The 23,422-nt window shown below is 70.2% G+C and carries 18 protein-coding genes; 8 read left to right on the forward strand and 10 right to left on the reverse strand.

The window, feature by feature from the left end:
* The first annotated feature begins 208 nt into the window (after positions 1–208).
* A complete protein-coding gene (locus VT85_RS06015; RefSeq protein ID WP_068411990.1) occupies positions 209–1,846 on the forward strand; it encodes a hypothetical protein in 1,638 nt (545 codons plus the stop codon).
* On the opposite strand, the gene VT85_RS06020 is transcribed toward VT85_RS06015, so the two are convergent.
* From VT85_RS06020 to VT85_RS06030, 3 genes are read right to left on the reverse strand one after another with little or no spacing between them, the layout of a single operon-like run.
* Positions 1,770–2,471: an RluA family pseudouridine synthase gene (locus VT85_RS06020; protein ID WP_068411993.1), complete on the reverse strand. Its 702-nt coding sequence runs from the start codon at positions 2,469–2,471 to the stop codon at positions 1,770–1,772. The two genes, VT85_RS06015 and VT85_RS06020, sit on opposite strands and share 77 nt — an antisense overlap.
* Complete coding sequence (gene truD, locus VT85_RS06025) at positions 2,468–3,649, reverse strand: tRNA pseudouridine(13) synthase TruD (RefSeq protein WP_068411997.1); 1,182 nt, start codon at positions 3,647–3,649, stop codon at positions 2,468–2,470. Before truD ends, VT85_RS06020 begins: the two co-directional genes overlap by 4 nt.
* Positions 3,646–4,920: a competence/damage-inducible protein A gene (locus VT85_RS06030; RefSeq protein WP_197491120.1), complete on the reverse strand. Its 1,275-nt coding sequence runs from the start codon at positions 4,918–4,920 to the stop codon at positions 3,646–3,648. Before VT85_RS06030 ends, truD begins: the two co-directional genes overlap by 4 nt.
* A gap of 254 nt (positions 4,921–5,174) precedes the next feature.
* Between VT85_RS06030 and VT85_RS06040 the strand changes: the two genes are divergently transcribed.
* On the forward strand, positions 5,175–5,777 hold the full coding sequence (locus VT85_RS06040) for an HNH endonuclease (RefSeq protein WP_068412003.1): 603 nt from the start codon (positions 5,175–5,177) through the stop codon (positions 5,775–5,777).
* Between the two features lie 157 nt (positions 5,778–5,934).
* On the opposite strand, the gene VT85_RS06045 is transcribed toward VT85_RS06040, so the two are convergent.
* Positions 5,935–7,245, reverse strand: a complete 1,311-nt coding sequence (locus VT85_RS06045) for an alpha/beta fold hydrolase (RefSeq protein WP_068412006.1) — start codon at positions 7,243–7,245, stop codon at positions 5,935–5,937.
* A gap of 119 nt (positions 7,246–7,364) precedes the next feature.
* Positions 7,365–9,059 carry a thioredoxin-like domain-containing protein gene (locus VT85_RS06050; protein ID WP_068412009.1) on the reverse strand — a complete coding sequence of 565 codons (1,695 nt, stop codon included), beginning with the start codon at positions 9,057–9,059 and terminating at the stop codon, positions 7,365–7,367.
* 306 nt (positions 9,060–9,365) lie between these two features.
* On the opposite strand from VT85_RS06050, the gene VT85_RS06055 reads away from it, so the two are divergent.
* From VT85_RS06055 to VT85_RS06070, 4 genes are all read left to right on the forward strand, one after another.
* On the forward strand, positions 9,366–10,346 hold the full coding sequence (locus VT85_RS06055; protein WP_068412012.1) for a ribose-phosphate diphosphokinase: 981 nt from the start codon (positions 9,366–9,368) through the stop codon (positions 10,344–10,346).
* 596 nt (positions 10,347–10,942) lie between these two features.
* Positions 10,943–11,680 (forward strand): SGNH/GDSL hydrolase family protein, encoded by a 738-nt coding sequence (locus VT85_RS06060; RefSeq protein WP_156512708.1) that lies wholly within the window; start codon positions 10,943–10,945, stop codon positions 11,678–11,680.
* Positions 11,681–12,392: 712 nt separating this feature from the next.
* Entirely contained in the window at positions 12,393–13,130 is a 738-nt protein-coding gene (locus VT85_RS06065) for a PEP-CTERM sorting domain-containing protein (RefSeq protein ID WP_068412018.1), read from the forward strand.
* A gap of 136 nt (positions 13,131–13,266) precedes the next feature.
* Complete coding sequence (locus VT85_RS06070; RefSeq protein WP_197491121.1) at positions 13,267–14,013, forward strand: PEP-CTERM sorting domain-containing protein; 747 nt, start codon at positions 13,267–13,269, stop codon at positions 14,011–14,013.
* A gap of 77 nt (positions 14,014–14,090) precedes the next feature.
* Here the strand turns inward: VT85_RS06070 and kdsB are convergent, their stop codons facing one another.
* Complete coding sequence (kdsB, locus tag VT85_RS06075; RefSeq protein WP_068412025.1) at positions 14,091–14,849, reverse strand: 3-deoxy-manno-octulosonate cytidylyltransferase; 759 nt, start codon at positions 14,847–14,849, stop codon at positions 14,091–14,093.
* A 671-nt stretch (positions 14,850–15,520) separates the two neighbouring features.
* Here kdsB and VT85_RS06080 point away from each other — a divergent pair.
* The gene (locus VT85_RS06080; protein WP_068412029.1) at positions 15,521–17,344 is read left to right on the forward strand and encodes a S8 family peptidase; all 1,824 of its coding nucleotides are present in this window, start codon (positions 15,521–15,523) and stop codon (positions 17,342–17,344) included.
* A gap of 128 nt (positions 17,345–17,472) precedes the next feature.
* Entirely contained in the window at positions 17,473–18,207 is a 735-nt protein-coding gene (locus tag VT85_RS06085) for an SDR family oxidoreductase (protein ID WP_068412031.1), read from the forward strand.
* 76 nt (positions 18,208–18,283) lie between these two features.
* Here the strand turns inward: VT85_RS06085 and VT85_RS06090 are convergent, their stop codons facing one another.
* From VT85_RS06090 to VT85_RS06105, 4 genes are all read right to left on the reverse strand, one after another.
* On the reverse strand, positions 18,284–20,245 hold the full coding sequence (locus tag VT85_RS06090; protein ID WP_068412035.1) for an ABC transporter ATP-binding protein: 1,962 nt from the start codon (positions 20,243–20,245) through the stop codon (positions 18,284–18,286).
* Between the two features lie 157 nt (positions 20,246–20,402).
* Positions 20,403–21,215, reverse strand: coding sequence for an ABC transporter permease (locus VT85_RS06095; RefSeq protein ID WP_068412038.1), 813 nt, complete (start codon positions 21,213–21,215; stop codon positions 20,403–20,405).
* A 104-nt stretch (positions 21,216–21,319) separates the two neighbouring features.
* On the reverse strand, positions 21,320–21,598 hold the full coding sequence (locus VT85_RS06100; RefSeq protein WP_068412041.1) for an acylphosphatase: 279 nt from the start codon (positions 21,596–21,598) through the stop codon (positions 21,320–21,322).
* Positions 21,599–21,866: 268 nt separating this feature from the next.
* Complete coding sequence (locus tag VT85_RS06105; RefSeq protein ID WP_068421482.1) at positions 21,867–23,225, reverse strand: hypothetical protein; 1,359 nt, start codon at positions 23,223–23,225, stop codon at positions 21,867–21,869.
* Between the last annotated feature and the right edge of the window lie 197 nt (positions 23,226–23,422).

Raw genomic sequence — 23,422 nt, forward strand, 5'->3', positions numbered from 1 at the left:
CAAGCTGCGGGCGGGCTCCCTCATGTCCCCGGGCGAGGGTCCGTCGCGTCCCGAGACGCGGCCGGACGCGATCGCTCCCTCCGGGACGGCGTGGGGCGTGCGCCCCGACGACGCCGGGATCGCCCCTGCGGCCGCGCCTCGACGATCGGGAGGCGGCCCGCGAGGGGCTTCCGTGCATCGGGTCTTACGAGAACGGGAGATTGATGCGATGTTCAGCTTGAGCTGGTTGCGGGAGCGCGGGCTCACCCGCGCCCGGCCGTCAGGCCGTCGGCGAACGGCCAAGGCCGTCGCGCTCGGTTTCCTGATCGCCACCACATTCCTCCAGACCGGTTGCCGCTCCGGCGGCTTCGGCTCGGGGTGCAGTCTCTTCAGCCCCTGCGGCTTCCCCGCGCGGGCGACCAGTAAGATCCTCCAGCCGTTCCGCCAGGTCGGCGGTCGCCTCGGCGGCCTCGGCGCCTGCGGCGACGGTTGCGGGACCCCTGGCTGCGACGCGCCCATGGAGTACGCAGGGCCGGTCGGCGTGGTCACCCCCGGCGTGGTCCCCCTCGGTCCTCCTTCGGGCTTCCCCGCCGAGTCGACGCTGCCGTCCACGGTCTCTCCGTCGGTCGAGCCGCCGACCCAGCTGGAGCCCCTCCCCTCGGCCCGGCCCGACGCCGGCCCGACCCGGTCGGGGACCACGAACAGCGGCGTCCGCCGGTCCCAGAGTTCCAGCTATGACGCGAAGCGCCCGGTCCAGAATCCGGGCGTCGACCTGACGAACTCGGTCGTCTCGACGCCGGCTTCGACCAGGGACCGTGGCCGCGCCGTCGACCTCGACGCGGGGAACGTCCTCGACAACCTGCCCCCCCTCGACCTCCCCCCGGAGGTCACCGGACGGAGCGACAGCCCTCCCGTCGCCCCCGCCGCCGCGAAAACCCCGACCGCCGCCCCGACGCCGACGCCCACCACGGCGTCGGCCCTTCCCCACGACCAGCCGGCTGGTCGTGAGGGAGGCGGGACAGGCCCGGAATCGCCCCCCCCGGCGGCCGTCGCCGCCATCGCCGCTCCCTCCGCCCCCTCGCCGGACGCCGACGCGGCGTCCCAGGGGGCGCTCGGCGTCTCGCGATTCGTCGTCGTCGATCTCAAGCTGGCCGGCGGCAGCGCCCCGTCGACCGTCGGCCTGGGCTGGCTGGCCGAGAAGGGCTATCGCACCGTGCTCGACCTCCGCGACCCCGGCAAGATCGACCCCAGATTCATCGGCGAGGCCGCCAAGCGCGGGCTCCGCTACGTTTCGTTCCCGACCGACCTGGCGAGCCTGGATCGCGGCCACCTCGACCGCTTCTCCGCCGAGTTGGCCCTCGACGCGGCCCGTCCGCTCTACTTCTTCGACGAGGACGGCCGGATCGCCGGCGCGCTCTGGTACATCCGCCGCGTCCTGACCGACAAGGTGGCCTGGGACGTCGCCCGCCGCGAGGCCGAGCAGATCGGGCTCGTCGACGCCGAGTCCTGGAAGACCACGCGTGAGTACGTCGACTCCAGCCTCGCCGCCGCCCCGAAGGCTTCGGCTCCGGCCGAGCCGAGCACGCCGGCTCCTGCTCCCGCCTCGGCCCCGGCCCCCGCTCCGACCGAGAAGCCGCCCGTCCAGGCCCAGGCGGTCGAACCGCCGGTCCTCGCGGCCGTCGCGTCCGACGCCGCTTTCGCCGCTTTCGTGCCGTCCCTCGACGTCGACTCCGACGTCTGGCAGCCGCTCGCCGCCATGCTCGTCACCGGCCTCAGCTTCCGCCTCGCCTTCATCGGCCGCGCGACGATCCCCACCATGCTGGCGAGGACTCGGGCCAGTCTGCCTGCACCGGAGCCTCGATCCTGACCGTCTCGCCCAGGGTCGGATGCGTGAACGACAGCTCCCGCGCGTGAAGCGCGATCCTCGGCTCGCCGTCGAGCGCCCGCAGGATTTTCCTCGAGCCGTACTTCCGGTCGCCGACGATCGGCAGATTCCGCTCGGCCAGTTGGACTCGCAACTGATGGCTTCGCCCCGTCGAGGGCCGGAGCGCCAGCTTCGTCATCCCCGCCCCCTCGGTTAGCACTTCGTACGCCACCCTCGCGAACTTCCCCTCGCCTTCCTCCGTCACCCTGACGCGGTTCGTCGTGCGATCTTTCTCCAGGTGATCGACCCACTCCCCCTCGGGAAGGTCGGGGCGCCCCTCCACGATCGCCCAGTAGAGCTTGGACACGGCTCCGGTGCGGAACTGGTCGGAGAGCCTCCCGGCCGCCTTGCTCGTCCTCGCCAGCAGCACGACGCCCGACGTCGGCTGGTCGAGCCGATGCACGAGCCCGACGTAGACGTTGCCGGGCTTCCGGTACTTCACCTTCAAGTACTCGGCGGTCCAGGAGACGAGGCTCGGCCGCCCGGTCTCGTCCCCCTGCGAGAGCATGCCGGCGGGCTTGTTCAACACGAGGCAGTGGTTGTCCTCGAAGAGGATCTCGGGCGTCATGAGTCGTCGGCCCCCGAGGCCTCCGTCAGCCGCTTGACCAGCATGGTCGCGTAGGCCCCCTTGGGGAGTGCGAATTCCAGCCGCACCGCCTGCTTGCCCCGGTGGAGCGGGTCGTCGAAGGTCTCCGAACGGACGTCGCCGACCCCCAGGAGAGCCTGCCGCGATCCCTTCGAGAAGAAGACGTCCTTGAGCTTCTTCACGCGAACGTCGGCCCAGGTCAGGTCGAAGGCGGTCAGGGCCTCGGTCGCGATCTCGCCGAGTGGGCCGTCGGGCGGGGGCGTCCGCGACGAGGGGAGCGGCAACGGGCGCTCGTCGATGAGCCGACGCTGGTCGGGATCGAGGCCGACCGGGAACGGCAGCGCCCCGACCTTCAGGTCCACCATCGCCCGCTGCTCCGGCCGGGTGTTGCGCTCGATCCAGCCGGCGAGCATCAGATTCCAGAGCCAGCTCTGGAAGGCGGAGAAATAGAGCCCGCGCAGGTCGCGCTTGAGGCGGGCGAACGCGCCGGTGAAGTCGGTCGGATGGTCGACCAGGTAGGTGACGATGCTCCGCTCCGAGGATCGGTCGAGCGCCGCCTTGGCCTCGGGCCAGTTCCCCCAGTGCTCGCGAAGGGAGGCCTTGCGAACCTTGGTGTCGGAGCGGTCGAACGAGTTGGGCTCGGCCAGGGCCAGCTTCAGGGCCTTCTCGTAGTCCCCCTTGAGCCAGGCGTGGCCGATGAACTCGCCGGAATAGCCGACCGAGCCGAAGCGCTGGTCGTCGAAGTAGTTGGGCACGCCGTCGTTGGAGGCCGCCGCGAGCTGTCGGCCCGCCTCGGCCGCCGCGCCCGGGGTCATGTCGCGGAGGACCAGGGCGAAGCGGTTGCCGGTGAAGTCCTGGGGGCCGTAGGCCCGTTCGAGGCGGCCCAGGGGCTCAAGGTCCAGGCTGGGCTGATGGATCGCGTGTTCGGGCCCGTCGAAGATCGTCACGTACTGGACGGTGACCGCGTGGCGGTCCTTGAGGCCGCCGTAGCCGACGCGGCCGCTGGGGATGTTCCAGCGCCGGCAGATCGCCTCCACGGCCTCGATCGTGCCGATCCCTCGCTTGGAGAGCCGGTAGAACGTGTACCTCCCCTTCGCCGCCGGGACGACGCTCGGCAGTTCCTCGACTTCGAAGTCCTCGGGCTGTCGCTTGAGCTTCATCGGGGTCCGTCCTGGCCGGGCCAGGTCTTGAGGGTGGTCCGCACCCAGTTCAGGGCTTGCTTGGAAGAGCGACGCTGGATCACGTCGCGAGGCTGTTCGGGGCCGATCTCGACGCGGCGGGTCTCGACGCCGTCGCGGGAGGCCAGGCCGAGATAGACCAGGCCGACCGGCTTCTCCGCGGTCCCGCCGCCGGGACCGGCCACGCCCGTCGTGCTGATCGCCAGGTCGACGCCGAAGCGTTCGCGGGCGCCCCGGGCCATCGCCGCGGCGACCTCGGCGCTGACCGCGCCGTGGGCCTGGATCAGGTCGGCCGGGACGTCCAGGAAGTCGGTCTTGGCCCGGTTCGCATAGCTGACGACGCCGCCGAAGTAGTGGGGGCTGACGCCGGGGACGGCCGTGATCAGATGGGCGACGAGGCCCCCGGTGCAGGATTCGGCGGTCGCGAGGGTCGCCCCGGTGCGCCTCAGCTCGTCGGCCAGGGCGTCGGCGACGTCGGTCGTCCCCTCGCCGAGGACGAGCGCGCCGAACCGCCCCCGGATCATCGCGGCGGTCTCCTCGGTCTGCGCCCAGGCGGCCTCGGGCGTGAGGCCCTCGCCCCGGATGCGGAAGCTGATGGTGGCGTCGTGCGCCGTGATCCCGACCTCGGGGACGTGGCCCCGGGCTGTCAGGTCGAGCGCCTCGGCCTCGATGTCGGACTCCCCCTTGCCGAAGAGGGCGATCCGGCGATGGACGATGGCTCGTTCGACCCAGTGCCGCAGCCGGAGGCGGGGGACGACCTGGTCGTGGAACATCCGCCGCATCTCCGACGGGACGCCGGGCATCGCGCCGAAGGCGGCGGCGCCGATCGTCATCCAGATCCCCGGCGCGGTGCCGATGGGGTTCGGCAGCGCCTCGGCGCCCTCCGGGAGCATGGCCTGGTTGCGGTTGCGATCGGCCATGGGCCGGTTGCGGCTGGAGAACAGGGCGGCGATGGCCGCCAGGGATTCGGCGTCCTCGCGAAGTCCCACGCCGGCCGCGCGGGCCAGGGCCTCGCGGGTCAGGTCGTCCTGGGTCGGCCCGAGGCCGCCGGTGGTCAGGACAAGATCGGCGCGGGCAGCGGCGATCCGGAAGACGGCGACGTTGTCGTCCAGGTCGTCGCCGATCGTGGTGTGGAAGGCGGTCGCGATCCCCAGCAAGCCCAGTTCGCCGCTCAACCATCGGCTGTTGGTGTCCAGGCTCTGCCCGCTGATCAGCTCACTGCCGATCGAAACGATCTCCGCCTTCAGCGCCATCGAGGGACTCCCGGACGAGGCGGCCCGAGGCGTCGGAGACGATCGACGACAGGGCCATCCGATTCAATCTATAGTCCGCCTCGAACTTTCGATAGCCCGGCTGGGTCTGGATGGCCGGGCGGAACGCGGGGGGCGCCGGTTGCAGAGGCCCCCGGCCCATCGGTTATCATGGGAGGCGGCCAGTGCTTCCCAATGCTGAATGACGCGGCATCCGTCCTCCTCGCAACTCTTAGCGTGAGTGGAGAGCCTCGACCATGGGGGTGAGCGTACTGCAACGGCCCACACTCGTTCTCAATCGCCATTGGCAGCCGGTCCACGTCGCCCCGGTGGCGCGGGCCCTGGTGCTGCTGTGGAACGAGGCGGCCCACGTCGTCGATCCCGACGACTTTCAACTGTATTCCTGGGCGGACTGGGCCAAGATGGCCCCGCGCGACGGCGAACCCTTCATCCGCACCGTGCGGTTCCGCCTCCGCGTTCCCGAGGTGCTGACGCTCACGCGACATGATCGGCCCCGGTTCAACACGGTGACCTTCAGCCGACGCAACCTGTTCAAGCGCGACCACGCCACCTGCCAGTACTGCGGCGGACGGCCGGGCACCGAGGAGTTGACGATCGACCACGTCCTGCCCCGCGCCCAGGGGGGGCAGACGACCTGGGAGAACTGCGTCCTCGCCTGCGTCGCCTGCAACTCCCGGAAGGCCAACCGCACGCCCGAGCAGGCGGCGATGAAGCTCCGCCGGCCCCCCTTCCGACCCTCGTGGAAGCCGCTGTACGACGCCTCGACCGTCCGGATCGCCAGCTGGTCGCGGTTCCTCAGCGCGGCCTACTGGAACGTCCCCCTGCTCGACGACGACTGACCCGCCCGCGAGGGAGCCTGGCGGATCGAACGACGTCCTTCCCCCTCTCCCCCTTGCGAGGGAAGGCGGCCCGGAGGGTCGATCGAGGAGGGGACGAGCGCGAGAGCCGTCCCACGCCAGGCCTCCTCCCAGCAGGGGAGGAGGCCTGGCTCGGCCCTCAACGCGGGGGGAGGGACCGCACCCAGGCGGCAACGTCGTCGATCACCCGGACGTCGACGAACCCCGGCTTCTCGTACTCGGCCGGGACGGCCTTGCCCTCGCCGGGCTGGAAGCCGTGGTTGAGGTCGGGGTAGAGCTTCAGGGTCGCGTTGGGGCGGCCGTCGAGGGCGCGGCGGAAGAGGTCGAAATCGGCCTCGGTGACCTGATAGTCGCGGCCCCCCTGGAGGACCAGGACCGGCAGGGTCGGAAGCTCGGCGAGGAGCCGGTCGGGATGGGCGGCGTCCATCGTCTTCCAGTACCGGACCGGGACTCCCAGGAGGGTCTCGTCGTCCTTCGCCTCGCCCGACTTCATCCGGGCCAGCCGGTCGTCGAGGTTCGAGTCCAGGTCGGCGAGGGCCTTCGCGCGGTCGGGGTCCACCCGCTTGATGTGGTCGACCTGGTCGCGGACCATCTCGGCGGCGGGCCGGGCCGAGGCGGCCAGGAGCACGACCCCGGCGAGTCGGCCGTCCTGCTTCGCGACCATCGGGGCGGCGGTCCCTCCCAGGCTGTGGCCCAGGACGACGATCCGATCGGGATCGATCCCCTTCCAGCTCCTGGCCCTGGCGACGGCGGCCAGGGCGTCGTCGACGACCTCGTCCTGGACGGCCACGGCGTCGCGGACCTTGGGGTCGGCGTAGCGTTCCTTGTGGGCGTGGGTCCGCTTCTCGAAGCGGAGGACCGCCATGCCCCGGCTCGCCAGGCCGTGGGCCAGGTCGCGGAACGGGGCGTTGGGGCCGATCGTCTCGTCGCGGTCGTGCGGCCCCGAGCCGTGGAGGAGGATCGCCAGCGGGGCCTTCTCCACCCCCTTCGGCCGGGTCAAGGTCCCCGCCAAGGGCCAGCCCTCGGCCCCGACGACGACCTCCTCCTCGACGTATTTCGACGGGTCGGCGTAGGGGGGCTCGGGCTTCTTCGCGTTCTCGTCGGCGGCGGGGAGGAGGAAGAAACCCTCGATTCGCCCCTGGGGGTCGAAGCTCACCAGGGCGTCGAGCGCGGTCGTCTTGAACTGGCAGCGGATCTTCGCCCGCCGCGAGACCCCGACGCGGTCCTCGCGAGGCTCGCCCATTTCCGTGATCGGGCCGAGCTGCTTCTCGAGGCCCTGCCAGAGCTGGGCGAGCTTCTCCGTGGTCAGCGCCTCGGCCATTTTCGGGCCGAACTCCGCGCGGGCCTCGGCGAACTTCGACGCCTGGCAAAGCTCCAGGAACTTCCGGGCGTCCTCCTTCACGTCACCCCAGCCGCAGGTCGCCAGCAAGATCGGCAGCAAGCGGAGCATCGGCCCCTCCCCTTCGAATCGAAAGTCGTCGTCGGATCGTCGGCCGGGTCGGCCCTGGATATCGGCATTCGCTGGAACGCGAGGGATCTTCGACCCGAACCCGGCCGATCGGCGGGGATTCAGGGGGAAGGAGGGCCGGGGGGCTTGAGGTCGGGGATCTCCAGAGTCTTGACCGCGCGGGTGCCGAGGTCGACGACCCTGATCTTGTGGTTGTTGGTGTCGGCCACGTACAGCTTGCCGTCGGCGAAACTGAGCCCGCCGGGCTCGTGGAATCGGGGGGGGTCGTCGGAGTCGCCGGCCTCGACGGCGCCGAGGAAGGTTTCGACGGCGGCCTTCTCGGGGTCGCAGACCTTGACCTTGTTGTTGTAGGTGTCGGCGATGTAGAGCTTGCCGTCGCCGAAGGCCAGGCCCAGGCAGTGCTGGAGCCGGACCTGCGCCGGGCCTACGCCGTCGCGGTCGCCGAACTCGAACAGGCCCATGCCCACGACGCGTCCGACCTTGGGCGCGGCGTCGCGGAGTCCGGAGATCACGCGCACCCCGGAGACCTCGGAATCGGCGATGAACAGGTTCTCGCCGTCGGTCGCGAAGCCGCTGGGCTGGGCGAACCGGGACTTGGCGGGCGTGCCGTCGAGGATGTTCTCGTAGCCCGAGCCGGCGAACCAGCGGACGACGCCGGATTCGGGGTCGAAGGCGTAGATCTGGTGGGTGCCGGCCATCGCGATGTAGATCGTCCGCGAGCCGGGGACCTGGATCACGTCCCAGGGGCTGGAGATCGTCGAGGTCTTGCCCGGCCCCTCGAAGGGCGGGCGGGGGTCGCGGTCCGACTGTTTTCCGTCGCCGACGACCGTCGTCACCGTCTTCGCCTTGAGGTCGACGGTGCGGATGGCGTGGTTCTCGGTGTCGGCGACGTAGAGGACGTCTCCTTCCAGGCACATCCCCTGCTGGCGGTTGAAGCGGGCCGTGGCGAAGTCGCCGTCGACGAGGCCCTGGCCGCCGCCGCCGATGAGCACGGGGTTCTTGCCGTCGAGGTCGGTCTGGACGATCCGGTCGTGCCCGGTGTCGGAGATGAACAGCCGGTTCGACTTCGCGTCGGCGAGGACCTTGCCCGGGAAGAGCAGGGGCTTGTCGGCGTACTGGCTCTCCTCTGTGGCGAAGGTCATGGGGGTCTCGTCCAGCTTGCCGGCCTTGCGGAAGGTGTCGGCGAGCTTGCCGATGGCGAAGTCGAAGAGTTCGTAGCGGCCCTCGCCGCCGATCGAGGTGATCGGATTGCCGTCCTCGTCGCGGCCGAAGACGACGACCTGGCCGTCGGGGTCGATGAGGACGCGGGTCGGCCAGCTGTGGACGTCGAACCGCTCCCAGATGATCATCTCGGCGTCGTTGACGACGGGGTGTTTGATCCGGTACTCGGCCACCTTGCGGCGGATGTTCTCGGTGTTGCGCTCGGCGTCGAACTTGCCGGAGTGGACGCCGATCACCACCAGCTCGTTCTTGTACTTCTTCTCGAGCTTCTCGAGGTCCGGGAGGATGTGGTGGCAGTTGATGCAGCAGTAGGTCCAGAAGTCCAGCAGGACGACCTTCCCCTTGAGCGAGGCCAGGTCGATCGGCCCCGAGTTGATCCAGCCCACGGCGCCGTCGAAGCTGGGGGCGGGGGGCGCCTGGAGCGACGCCCTGCGGACGTGCAGGCGCCCGGCGTCGGTCGCGGACGGACCCGGCGGCGGGCCGGTGTTCGAATACCACGCGGAGAGGGCGACGACGCCCGCCGCCAGGGCGAGCCATCCCAGGGTCGTGTTCCGCTCCGATCGCGGGCGCTGCATGGTGCATCCTCCAGGTGGCGAAAACTCAAGGCGCGTCGAACGATGCGTGTCGACTCCATCGCAGGCGATTGTAAACGATCCGGGGAGGCGGGATGAACCCCCGGCCGCCCTGGCGGTTTCTCGCATCGCCATACGTTATTGCGTCCGGCGCCGCTCCGGGTGGCCGAGCGCCGCGGAGGGTGTTAAGATCATGTGTCGACGGCCCGGCTCGGGAGGGGGGGCCGTCGGGCGCGAGCGCGGCGGCGGTCGCGGCGGGATCACCACCATCCTTCCTCCCGAAACCGGGGCGGAACCGTGAGCAAGGACATGTCCCTGATCTGCACGTCGGAAGATCGGGTCGATCCCTACGGCGAGCTGAAAGTCTTCGCCGGCAGCGCCAGCGGCTCGCTGGCCGAGTCCATCGCGCACCACCTGGGGGCCGGCCTGGCCAAGGCGGAGACTCGCACCTTCAGCGAGGGCTGCGTCTTCGTCCGCGTCCTGGAGAACGTCCGCGGGCGCGACGTCTACATCATTCAGGGGACGGAATACCCGGTCAACGACAACTTCATGGAGCTGCTCTTCTGGATCGACGCCTTCAAGCGGGCGAGCGCGACCCAGGTGACGGCCGTCATCCCCTTCTTCTCCTACGCCAAGGGGGACAAGAAGGACGAGCCCCGGGTCTCGATCCGCGCCCGCGTCTGCGCCGACTGCATCGAGGCCGCCGGGGCCGATCGCGTCCTGACCATGGACCTGCACAGCCCGCAGATCCAGGGCTTCTTCCGCATCCCGGTCGACCACCTCTACGCCATGCCGGTCCTGGTGGACTACTTCCGGCGCAAGCAGATCCCGGACCTGGTCGTGGCCTCGCCCGACGTCGGCTTCGGCAAGCAGGCCTACAAGTTCGCCGAGATGATCAACGCCCCGGTGGTCTTCGGCAACAAGGTCCGGCGCGGGCACGACGAGAAGGCCGAGATGCTCGACATCGTCGGCGAGGTCAAGGACCGCAACGTCCTGATCGTCGACGACTTCACCATCTCCGGCGGCACCCTCATCGAGATGGCCGTCGCCTGCAAGGAGCGCGGGGCCAAGGACGTCTACGCCTGCGTCTCGCACGGGGTCTTCTCCAAGGGCTCCTCCGAGAAGCTCGCCCGCTCCCCGATCAAGGAGCTGGTGATGACCGACACGATCGGCTACCGCTTCGAACCGCTCGCCCCCTGCTGCAAGGTCGTGAGCGTCGCCAGCCTGTTCGCCGACGCCATCATGTCCATCCACCGTCGCGAGAGCGTCAGCCGACTGTTCAAGAGCTGATCCCCGCCCCGCCGTCGCCCCCGCCTCCTCCGCCCCGGCCGAATTGGGTTCGTTTCCGACCCGATCGGCCGGGCGTATACGCCGCGAGTCGAGATTCCACCGCCTGATCCAGGCGGCCGGATTGGGTTCGTTCGGCGTTTTTCGGCATCGGCGCCCCCTCCCCAACGGACCGATCCGCCCCCGCCGTATTGGGTTCGTTCGCGCCCCTCGCGCGATCCAATATCCACGTAAATCACCACGAGAAAATGTCTTACGGCCGATCCATTCGGGTTCGTTCGGCGCTTTCGTCGACGCGGCGCGGATTGGGTTCGTTTGGCGCTTCCGCCGACGCGGCGCGGATTGGGTTCGTTCGGCGGATTTCTCATCGACGGGCTCCTCGCTCTCGGCCGCAACCGGCCTTCATGGGGCGCGGGCGCAACGCGGCGGCCTATTCACAATGGGGCCGGATGATCGGATCGCGAGGGGACGCCCGCCGAATTATCGCGCCTCGCCGACGAGGGAAATCGACGGCCCCTGGTCGCCGGGCGGATGACACGGACCGGGGATCGGGGATAATGCGGAAAACCCGCCACACCCCGACAACCTTCGAGGTCGCCGTGAGACGTCACCGTGGATTCCGGCTCGAACTTCTGTTCGCGACGTTGGTCGGCTGCGTCGCCTGGGGCGCCGGGGCGATGAGCGACGAGGGGCCGGGCGTCCGGGCGGAGGACGTCCGCAAGATCCTGTTCCTGGGGAACAGCATCACCCTGCACGGCCCCAAGGCCGACATCGGCTGGGAGGGGAACTGGGGCATGGCCGCGACCGCGCCGGAGAAGGACTACGTTCATCTGGTGACGGCGGGGATCGCCCGACGAGCCGGGAAGCCGCCGGAGACTCTGGTCCGCAATATCGCCGATTTCGAGCGCGATTATGCGAACTACGATGTCGAGGCGAAGATGAAGGAGCTGTTCGCCTTCGACGCCGACCTGGTGGTGCTGTCCATCGGCGAGAACGTCCCGGCGCTCGATTCCGAGGAGGCCGGCGAGCGGTTCAAGGCGGGCGTGGCGAAGATCCTCGCGGGCGTGCGTTCCGCGAAGCGTCCGATCGTCATCGTCCGGAGTTCCTTCTGGGCGGACGAGGCGAAGGACCGCCGGCTTCGCGAGGCGAGCGACGAGGCCGGCGCGATCTACGTCGACGCCGGCCCGCTCGGCCGCGAGGAGGCCAACGCGGCGCGGTCGGAGCGGTCGTATCAGCACGCCGGAGTCGGAGCCCATCCCGGCGACCGCGGCATGCAGGCGCTGGCCGACGCCATCCTCCGGGCCGTCCCGTCCCGAGAGGCCGACCCGGCCCGTTGAGAGGCGGTCCCCTCAGGTCGAACGCCGCGTCCCTCGACCCCTCCCGCTCCACGCGGGGAACGCGGGTCCCGCAGGAGCCTGCTGAGGGGATCCATCGCGGCGGATCGCTGCGGATCGCACCGAAGCCCCTCGTGCCCGCCCCCCCTTCCTCCCTCGCGGCACGCCGACTCCTCCCGCGAGGATGCTCTGTCGAAAACACTTCGGAACGGCCTCGGACGGCCGATTTCTCGAAGTGAGGCGGCCCCCTCGTGGCCCGGCAGGGCAAGCCGAGCGAGGCCGGGTGTTTTCGACGAAGCCCCGCGAGCATAGGGACGGGATGCCGCCGCCGCCGAAGAACCGGCGGCCTACTCGATCGCCCGACGCGCCGAAGGGATTCCGAGCCCACGAGGCCATCCGATCGGGATGCGACGGGATTCGGCGTGCGACGCGGGAGGCTCCTCCCGAGGGGCCGACAGGGGCCGGTTTGCTCGCGAAGTCCTGGCGTGGCGGCGGTGGATCGCGGATCGGACCGCGCCGAAGGATCGATCGGCATCGCCGCCGGATCGGCTGCGAATCCTCGGGGGAGGGTCGATGGCCAGGTGGAGACGACGATCGGGCCGCGCACGTCGCCGCACGGGGAAGTTGCTTTTGGATCACCAAAGATTTAACATTAAACAAAGCGTCTTGGATGCACGCCACCGAAAGACACCAGACATTCACGAAAGGCGATAAGATGAACACGAGTACGCGCCAGGCGGCCACGGCGGCCGGCCTGGGCGGAGGGAGGCGGCGACTCTTCAGCCTGCGGCCCCTGGCGGCGGCCTGCGCCGTCGTGGCGCTCGCCTCCGCCGTCGAGGGCCGGGCGGGAGCCGTGGTGACCACCATCTCGCCGAGCTCCTTAGGGGTGTTGCGGACCTACTTCCTCCCCGACCCCCCCATTCGGGATCTCGATCTCAACCCCTACTCGCTCGTCACGGGGTACGAACCGAGGGGCGCTATTGAAGTCAGCTCTGCCGTCAAGTTCGCCCTCCCGCCCGACGCCGGCCCCCATTCCCCCATCGCGTCGGCCGTCTTCTACCTGACCCTCGAGTCGGCTTTCCCCAGCTTCGGCGACGATCCCAGGTTCTCAGTGGGGGTCTCTCGCTCCGATGACGGGGTGGTGAGCCTGGACGACTCCTACGGCCAGTTCCTCGGCGATTCGGGGCGGGTCGAGCTCGGCTCCGGCACGAACCAGGTTTTCGCGTTCGACGCGACCGACTTCGTGCAATCCGCCGTTGTCGCGGGCACGCCGTTCGTGAGGCTGTCGATCCAGCGCAGTGGATTCGGCGGCGGAATCAACTTATGGAGCCAGGGCGACATGGCCCCGCGCCTGGTCATCAAGACGATCCCCGAGCCGTCGAGCGCGGTGCTGGCGGGGATCGGCCTGGCGGGGCTGCTCGCGGCGCGTCTCGCCGCCCGACGGCCCTCCTGACCCCCCCCCATCTTCGCCCGCCCATTCGCGGGGACTTCGCCATCGTTCACGACAGCGGCGCAGCCAGCGTCGAGGCGTGTGAATGGATTCGAGGATCATCGCCACGCGACTCGACGCATCCATCGGAGATGATGAGATGAACACGAAGATGCAGTGCATGATCAGGACGGACGGCGCGATCGGAGGGAGGCGGCGACGCCTCGGGCTGCGGCCCCTGGCTGCGGCCTGCGCCGTCCTGGCGCTCGCCTCCGCCGTCGAGGGCCGGGCGGGAGCCGTGGTGACGACCATCGCGCCGTCGTCCTCAGGGGTGTTGCGGTACGGCCAGATCCCGGGCGGCCCCACTATTGTGGACCTTGACCTCGATCCCGACTCGCTCGTCATGGGGTCCGATCCGAGGTCCTCTACTGAAGTCAGCTCTGCCGTCAAGTTCGCCCTCCCGCCCGACGCCGGCCCCCATTCCCCCATCACGTCCGCCGTCTTCTACCTGACCCTCGAGTCGGCTTACCCCAACTTCGGCGACGATCCCAGGTTCTCAGTGGGGGTCTCTCGCTCCGATGACGGGGTGGTGGGCCTGAACGACTTCTGGGGCGTCGACCTCTTCCTCGGCTCGTCGGGGTCGCTCCCGTTCGGCAGCGGCATGTACGAGGTTTACGCGTTCGACGCGACCGCCTACGTGCACTCCGCCGTCGTCGCGGGCACGCCGTTCGTGACCCTGTCGATCTGGCACAGTGGATTCGGCGGCGGAATCACGTTGTGGAACCGGGGCGACCGGGCCCCACGCCTGGTCATCAAGACGATCCCCGAGCCGTCGAGCGTGCTCCTGGCGGGAATCGGCCTGGCCGGGCTGTTCGCGGCGCGTCGAGTCGTCCGACGGCCGGTGTGAAATCCCAGGCCGGCGCCCGCACGGCCGCCGGCCCCTCGCCATCCTCCTCGATCGCGGCGCGAGCCGCGATCGAGCGCTCAGGCCGGATGGGCGCGGCGATGCCGCTCGACGAAGCGGCGATAGTCCTCGGGGGTGTCGATGCCGATGCTCGGCTCGTCGACGATCCCGAGCGCGATGGGGAGGCCGGCCTCGAGGACGCGGAGCTGTTCGAGCTTCTCGGCCGATTCCAGCGGCGACCGCGGGAGGTCGCCGACGCGCAGGAGGAAGTCGCGGCGGTAGGCGTAGAGGCCCAGGTGGAGGAACGCCGCGGGGGCGGCCGGGTCGGCGAAGTCCGGCGCGGCGTCGCGGTGGAAGGGGATCGGGCTGCGCGAGAAGTAGAGGGCGCGGCCGCGCTTCGAGGCCACGACCTTGACGCACGAGGGGTCGCGGTAGACGGCCTCGTCGCGGATCGGGGTGGCGAGGGTGGCCATCGGCGCCTCGGGGTCGTCCCGCAGGAGCGCGATCAGGCGATCAATTGAAGATCCGTCGATCTCAGGTTCGTCTCCCTGGACGTTGACGATGATCGCGGCGGTGGGGATCGCAGCGGCGACCTCGGCCACGCGGTCGGTGCCCGTCGCATGGTCGGCGCGGGTCATGGCGACTTCGCCGCCGAAGCCGCGGACGGCGTCGGCGATGCGTTCGTCGTCGGTGGCGACGATGACGCGTTGCAGCGATCGCGCGCGTTTCGCGGCCTCGACCACGTGCTGGATCAAGGGCTTTCCGGTGTCGGATAGAAGGGGTTTGCCGGGCAGTCGGGTCGAAGCGAACCGCGCCGGGATCACGGCCACATTTTCCATTTTTCCTGCGGTCCTCGGTTCGCCCCGATTCCGATACAAGGCACACCGGGGGAGAACCCATCTCCTCCGGGGCCTTCCCGAGGCGACCTCAATCTAGTGCGTCCCATGAGGGGACGCAAGACGGATCGAGTCCGCGCGGGGAGGGTGGCGGAGGGTGGCGGTCGGCGCGGAAGCCGATCGGACCCCGAGCCGAGCCGGCGCTACTAGGATGTGCGTCGGCGGGGCGGCCCGGAATGGGCCGACCCGGAATGGTCGGGCGTATTGGACGCGCCGGGCCGCCGCGCAGGAGGACGAAGCCGAGTCGATGGTCCCGTGCCGAGGCCGAGGGTGTCCCCAGACCCCCGGACCGGCGCACGGATCACCGTCGACTCACCGCGCCCGGGCTGAAGGGTCCGGGGCGAGGGGGGCGGTGCGTCGCGAGGTTTTCGGACCTCGCCGTCGGGCCGAGCCTCCGCCGCCCCCGCATCCTTCCTCGTGCCGAACAACCTTGTCACGCGCTCTGCGAGGCTGAGGCCGGGAACCCTCCCGGCCAGGGCCTCCCGGGCCCGAGGACTTCGCCGGATCCGTCCGGCGGGGCGATCGGAGCCCGCCATGGAAGGGGGGCGTTCACACTCCGGATCGCGGGGCGGCCTGAGCCAATGGCATGGCGGCCGTCTGGGGAGATTCGTTTCATGGCATGGACCCTGACTGGCAACAACAGCCGAGATTCTCGACGCAGGCAACGACCGGCGATCGAGGAGCTCGACGTCCGCCGCCTGCTCTCGACGGGCCTCGGAGGGGCCCTCTCCAAGCAAGCCGCCGTCAGGCACGCCGAGGCGGCGCAGCGGGTCCGGCCCGCGGCGGCGCAGGTGCTGGCCCAGCCGCGAGCCAAGATGAACGCGGCCGTCCAGCACCTGCAGATCGTCCGCGCGGCGGGTGCCGAAGGGGCCCCGCAACGGCTCGCGCTCCGCAAGGCGGCCGCCGCGGCCGAGGCGACGGCGACTCCCGCGGGCGGCGTCGCCGCCGGCGCCGCGACCGCCTTCGACCCGATCATCGGGTCGGCCCAGGTCCGCCAGGCGTACAACGTCGACGGCTCCGGGCTGACCGTGGCGGTGATCGACACCGGCGTCAATTACAACAGCGCGAGCCTCGGCGGCGGCTACGGCCCCAACGCCCGGGTGATCGCCGGCCATGACTTCGGCGACGACGACGACGACCCGATCGCCTCCTCGTCCCAGCACGGCACGGCGGTCGCCGGCCTGATCGCGGGGGGCGACGCGGACCACCTGGGCGTCGCGCCCGGCGTCGACGTCGTGGCCCTCAAGGTCACCAACGCGAACAACACGGCCGACACCAGCGACATCGCCGACGCGCTCCAGTGGGTGGTCGACCACCACTCCGAGTACCACATCAGCGTGGTCAACATCTCGCTCTCCAACGGCAAGAACTACGCCCGCAACTGGTTCGCCGCCGACGGCGGCGTGGGCCAGCGGATGACCCAGCTCGTCAAGCAGCTCAAGGACCTGAACATCCCGGTCGTCGCGGCCACGGGGAACAGCTTCACGGGCCAGCAGGGCGAGGGATTCACCGCCGTCCTCGACGGCGTGATCAGCGTCACCGCCAGCGATTCCTCGGACAAGCTCCTCTCCAACGCCCAGCGGCTCGGCACGGAACTCGGCGGCTCCACCGCCACCGACCTCGCCGCCCCCGGCGCGGGGATCGCCGCCCTGATCGACGGCTCCAGCTACTCGAACGTCGAGGGGACGAGCTTCGCCGCCCCCCTGGTCTCGGGTTCGATCGTCCTGCTCCAGTCGATCTACAAGGCGCGCACCGGTTCGCTCCCGACCGTCGCCCAGCTCCAGAGCTGGCTCGATCAGGGCGCGAAGACCATCCGCGACGACGTGACCGGCATCGACCTCGGGCGGCTCGACGTCCTCAAGTCGGCCTCGCTGATCCCCGGCGGCTCCGCCACGCCGACGCCCGCTCCCACCCCGAAGCCGACGCCCACACCGACGCCCACGCCCAAGCCGACTCCGATCCCGACGCCGACGCCCACTCCCAAGCCGACGCCGACGCCGACGCCGACCCCCAAGCCGACGCCCACGCCGACGCCGGTCCCGACGAAGCCCGTCGTCGTCCCTCCGGCCGAGCAGGTGCTGATCCCGCCGACGCCCCCGGTGGACTACACGCCGGTGATCCCGACGACGCCCACGCCGGCGCCGAGCACGCCGACTCCGACGCCGACGCCCCCGGCTCCCGCCCCGACGACGCCCGGCACCGGCGAGCCGCCGGGAGAGGAGTCTGTCGAACCGACGCCGACCTTTCTGGAGGTCCCGGTCTATCTCAACGGCAAGGCCGTCGAGCAGCTCACCCCGACCTCGGTGGATGAGGCTGCATCGACTACGAAGTTGGCCAAGGCTGACGTCGATCAACTCCTCCGAGCGATGAGCCGGTGGGCCAGCTCCTCCAGCGGCTCCCGTTCGGTCCGGGCGTGGAGCGTCGCCACGACCAGGTGAGGCCGAGCGGAGGAAGGCGGCCCGTCGATCGCACGGGCCGCCGATCCGCGTTACAATTCGGGACGAATCCCAGGCCCCGCGCCGGTCTTCGAGCGCGGGGCCTTCGTTTTTTTCAGGAAGGAAGCGCCATGAGTCGGAAGCCGGAGACCGCGGTCGTCACGGGTGCGGGGAGCGGGATCGGGAGGGGAGTGGCCGCGGCCCTGGCGGGGATGGGGCTGCGCGTGGCCCTGGTGGGCCGAGATCGCGGCAAGCTTGAGGAGACCAAAGCCCTCCTGAACGTCGCGGACGACCGCGCGCTGGTCGCCCCTTGCGACGTCACCGACCGCGAGGCGGTGGAGGCGACGGCCGCGTCGATCGAGGAGGCGTTCGGGCGGATCGACGTCCTGATCTGCAACGCCGGCACCAACGTGCGAAACCGGGGGCTCGACGTCCTGACGCCCGAGGACTGGGACCGGATGATCGCGACCAACCTGACCGGTCCGTTCCACGTCGTCCGCGCGATCCTTCCGGGCATGCGCGCGCGGAAGGACGGGCTCGTGGTCCAGATCTGCTCGCTGTCGGGCCTGCGGGCGAGCACGCTGGGCGGGGCCGGCTACTCGGCCTCCAAGTTCGGCCAGGCGGCGCTGGGGCTCTGCCTGGGACGGGAGGCGCGCGAGGAGGGGATCCGATCCACGGTGATCTATCCCGGCGAGGTCAACACGCCGATCCTCGACGCTCGGCCCGTTCCGGTCCCCGCCGATCGGAAGGCGGCGATCCTCCAGCCCGAGGACGTGGCGGCGGCGGTCAAGTTCCTGGTGGAGCTCAACCCCCGCGCCCGCGTTCCGGAGCTGGTCCTCACGCCGACGGTCGACGACTTCTGCTGATCCATACGGACCAGACCCGCCCGGACCGCTTGAGACGGGCCGGGCGGGGTCGGGCCGGCAGGAGTCGGCCGGCGGGCTAGATCGCCTCGATGTCGCCGGTGACGTACTCGTTGAACTCGGTGTAGAGGATGTGGCGGAAGAGCTTGCTCTCGGCCTGGAGCTTCGAGGGGGTGCCCATCGCTTCGAGCCGGCCGTTGTTCAGCAGGAGGACGTGGTCGGCCGATCGGATCGTCGAGAGCCGGTGCGGGATCACGATCAACGTCCGGTTCACGGCGAGCCGGGCGAGGGTGTCGTCGAGCAGCAGCTTCACCTCGTCGTCGATCGTCGACGGGAGCTCCTCGACGATGAGGATCGAGGGATCGTGGAGGTAGGCGCGGGCCAGGGCGAGGCGGAGCTGCTCGTCGGGCTTGAGGTAATGGCCGAGCGGGCCGACGACCGTGTCGTAGCCGTGGGGCAGGTCCTGGATGAAGTAGTGGGCGTGGGCCAGCTTGGCGGCCTCGATCACGCGCTGGAGCGTGTTGCGGGGGTCGCCGAGGCCGATGTTCACCAGGATGGAGTCGGTGAAGACGAGGTCGGCCTGGAGGACCATCGCGGCCTGGGCGCGGACCGATTCCAGGGTCATCTCGCGGAGGTCGCGGCCGTCGATCCGGACCCGACCGGCCTGGGGGTCGATCAGGCGGGGGATGAGGCAGGCGAGGGCCAGCTTCGAGTCCTCGTCGACGCCGACGAGGGCGGTGCGTCCGCCGGCGGGGATCTCGGCCGAGAAGTGCTCCAGCAGGACGCGGCCGGAGCGGCTCTCCAGGGAGACGTCCTCCAGGACGATCGCCGTGCGGAGGGGGGGGAGGAACTCGGCGCCGACCTCCTGATGGAGTTCGGGCGACCGCGCCAGGAACTCGAAGATCTCGGTCGCCGAGCGGTCGGCGTGGCGGACGGCGCGGCGCATCCGGTCCCATTCGAGGATCGGCACGGCCAGGCCCGAGAGCGAGGCGGTCAGGATCAACATCGTGGCGATCGAGATCTGTTCCTTGACGAGGACGTTGTAGCCCAGGAGGCCGAGGGCCGTCGCGAGCGCCGCGCCGTAGAGCAGGGCGGCGGTCGTCGAGAGTCGGCCGTGGGTGAGCATCCGTCGGACGTCGGCGGCGCGGTAGTGCTCCAGGTGTTCGTCGAACCGTCGCCTGTCGTAGTCCTCGACGCCGTAGATCCGCACCGTGCGCAGCTGGCCGAGGTCTTCGTGGAGCAGGCAGAGCTGGATCGAGGCGTCGCGGAGCGCCGATTCGTACGCGTCCCGGGCGTCCCGGTTGATGGTCCGCGAGATCAGGTAGACGAGCAGGCCCAGCGAGGCGAGGAAGAGGGTGAGGATCGGCGAGGTGGAAAGCGCGAGGGCCGCCAGGCCGACGCCCAGGACGATCATGCCGGGGCGCACGTGGAAGTCGGCGAGCAGGGCGTCGCGGATGTCGTTGACCTCGCGGGTCCAGATGTTGACCACCGGCCCGATCCCCTCGGTCGGCAGGGACGACTGGCCGAGCCGATACATCTGGCGGTGGATCTGGTGCCGCAGGTTGGTGGCGAGGTCGGCCACGGCCGTGGCGGCCACCGAGCGCCGGGCCTGGGAGACCAGGGCCAGCAGCAGGATCAGGGCCAGCCCGGAGGCGAGCAGGGAGGCCAGGGCCCCCAGATTGTTCCGGAGCGGGGGCAGGACCCGGGTCAGGCCGGAGAGCAGCCGGGCGCCCGCCCGTTGCACGGGGTTCGGGCTTTCGAGGTTCGCCGCGATCAGCGGGAAGAGGCCGGAGTCGGCGTACTGGAAGGCGTCGGTCGTCTCGCCCACCTGTCGACTCAGGGTCCAGGCGGGGAGGCGGTCCGCCGCCTCGCGGGTGATCATCACCTCGCCTCGGGAAGCCAGGAGCGACGTGAAGAGGGCCGCTGTGATCAGCAGCAGGAGGACCAGGAGGGCTTCGCACGCACCAAGAATCCTGGCGATCAGGGGCGATCGGCTTGTGCTCAGGAGGTTCTTGGCACGCAGGTACGCTTCGGCTTGCATGCGGGAGGCTCCCCCCCAAGGGGTCCAGGGCCGGAATTCGAGTCTGCGCTCCGTCTCGCCGCGGACCGTTCCGCACCCCGGATGGGGCGCAGCCGCCGACGGGCCGCCGCCTCAAAGGCGTGGGCGTCCCGCGGCGACCGCGCCGTCCCGGGCCTTCTCAGGCCAGGTCACGATCCTCGAAGAGGAGGAAGGCGAAGAAGAGCGCTGCTCCACTGTACAACACGCAGCAGCCCAGCGCCGGGAGAACGTAGCCGACCCAGGGGATCACGGCCCCGGTGGCGATCGACGGCCCGGCGTTGAACAGCTCCAGCGGGGGCAGCACCCAGGCGAAGAGCTGGGCCATGAAGTGGATCAACTGCTGGCCGTTCTGGGTCGCCGTCACCAGGACCGGGCTGAGGTGCCCCAGGAAGAAGATCATGATGCAGACGATGAGGTTGACCAGCATCGGCAGCCGGGTCGACAGCGCCACGCTGACGGACGTCAGGATGGTGACCTCGAAGAAGCCCAGCGCCAGGCCGGGGAGGACCTGCAAGACCTGGCCCGTCCGCATGCCGCTCTCCAGCGTCCCGGCCGACTCGCGCAGGTCGTACGGGATCTTGTACCAGACGCCGGCCGCGAACAGGCTGCCCAGGATCAGGTAGAGGAGCACGACCCCCAGCAGGATCCCCATCAGCTTGCCGACGATGAACTGGCGGCGGTTGATCGGCTTGGAGAGCAGGGTGATCGCCGTCTTGCCCTCGATCTCCTCCGCGACGGTCGAGCTGGACGTCAAGAGCGCCAGCAGCATCGAGAAGAAGGAGATCGTGGTCAGTCCGGTGTCCTTGTACATCTTGATGTCTTCGCCGAACGTGAAGTACGGCACGAAAACCGTGCCGACCAGCAGCGCTCCGGCGAAGAACGCGATGACGAAGAAGGCGGGCTGTCGGATCGTTTCCTTGGCCGTCGCAAGGGCGATGGTGATGGATTTCATGAGTGCTCTGGTCGGAAGAAAGGATCGAGGGAGCCGGTACAAGGACGAAGGACGGAACGGCGGCGGGCGGGCGCCGCCCGGGTCGGATCGGATCGGAATCAAGATCAGTAGCGGACGCCGAATTCTTCCAGCGGGGGTGTTTCAGTCGGCAGGGGGGAGGACGCGACGTCGCGGATGAACCCCCCCAGGTCGGATCGGATGGAGTCGAGGAAGCGGTCGATCTCGGGCCCGTCCCCCTCGGCGACGACCTCGACCCGGCCGTCGGGGAGGTTGCGGACGTAGCCCGCGACCTCGAAGCCCCTGGCCAGCCAGCTCGTGGTCGCCCGGAAGCCGACCCCCTGGACGCGTCCCGAGAACACGATGCGTCGTCGTTCAAGAGCCATGTCGGGGCGTGACTCGATCGGGAATCGTTGGCGGCCGAGCCGCGCGAAAGGTCGCAAGCTGCACGCTACCGTTATCTTAGCGGCGTCGACGGGACCCCGGCAAGCCCGAGGCGAGCCGCCGGGCGGCGCGTCTCGCATGCTACGGCGGCCGTCCCCCGAAGGTTCGGAAGGCGGTCGGGAATCTCGATTCGACGAAAGGGGCGGCGGCGAGCCTGAGAGCCCGCCGCCGCCCCTTGTGCGATCCCGTGAGGGTGCGATCGACGACGGCTCAGAGGCCGTTGAGGTCGACGCCCGCGATCTGGGCCTGGGCCGCCTGGATCGGCAGCATGGTGGAGCGCGCCGGGCCGATGCCGACGGCCTCGAACGGGACGATCGGCGAGCCGGCCGAAGTCCCGGCGCGGACCGTCAGGGCCGACAGGGTGAACGGCAGGCGGTTCTCGATCCGGAGCGTGGTGCTGGTGGCCGTGCGGCGGGCCGGCTTCACCGTGACGAAGCGGGCGACGAGTTCCTGCTCCATCAGCCGGACGAGGGTCTGAGAGTCCAGGACGGCCATCGACGAGGAGTCCTTGAAGGCGGACTTGCCGAGCGGACGCCACTGGTCGTCCTGGAGGGTGCAGCCGACCTGGAGCCGGCCGATGGTCTCGCCGGCCTGCGACTCGCTGAGCGCCACCTTGATGAGGACCGCGGGGGCCTTCGCCGTGGGGAGTTCGTCGTCGCGGACGACCTGGATGGGCAGGTTGAAGAGGCGGAGCCCCGCCAGCTTGTCAGCGAGCCGCTGGGCCTCGCCCTGGACGGCGGCGCCCTCGCCCTCGACCTGGACGAAGACGCGGCCTTCGGTCAGGAGGGCGGGGTTGACGAGGTCCTCGGCGCCGGCCGAGTCGACGGCGTCGACGAACCGGGAGGCCAGGGCGATCTCGTAATCGTTCAGGAACTTGGCGTCGCGGGAGGACATCGTCTCGAACGGGACGTCGTCGCAGATCCGCCACATGGAGGCCTGGGCGACCCCCTGGCTGGTCCCCAGCAGAGCCAGGCTGCGGAGGGCCTTGCGGATCCGGACGTCCTCGGTGTAGTCCTCCACGTCCATGAGGGTGAACTGGTCGCGCGGGGAGGGGGCGTCGACGCCGTAGTTCAGGCAGACGGCCGGCACGGTGACGTCGAGCGACTCGCCGACGGGGACCGCGACCGAAGGCTGGCCCGCGCCGTCGACCGGCATCGAGCGGAAGCCGGGGGCGCCGGAGCCCTGGAACCGGCCGAAGCTCCCGGGACGATTGGTGATCATGCCCAGACCCATGCTCTGGAAACCGCCGCCGCCGCCGCGCTGGGCGACGCCGCTGGAGGCGACCAGGCCCGGCGGGACGATCACGTTGAGCCGCTTGCCCGAGTTGTTCTGGATGCTCAGCCGGACCTTGTCCTGGCCCTGCCCCCGCGCGGTCACGTTCAGGTCGCCGGCCTTGGCGGCCTTGAGGAGGTCGACGGTCTCGGTGGCCGTCGCCTCGGACGGGGCCGTCGAGGGCTCGACCTCGTCGATCGGCCTGGCCGTCGCGCCCGGACTACCCACGAACATCAAGCTGCTGGCCAGTCCCGCGGCCGCGAGGGCCCGGATCAGGTGAAGGCGTCGCCACGGCATGGGGGTGTTCCCTTTCTGGACGAGGCCGCGGACGATGGGGGGCGTCCCCGCTCCCGGCCCTTCATGCGTCATCGTTTGACCGGAATCCGTCGACCGAGTCCCACGCGTCCGGGCCGTTACGGCCGTCTCTCGCAGAGACGTCCCCCGGGGCGCGGTTATTCGAACTCGTCACCTCAGATTCTTCGGCACGAGCGACG

Source organism: Planctomyces sp. SH-PL62, from assembly GCF_001610895.1.
Lineage (GTDB): Bacteria > Planctomycetota > Planctomycetia > Isosphaerales > Isosphaeraceae > Paludisphaera.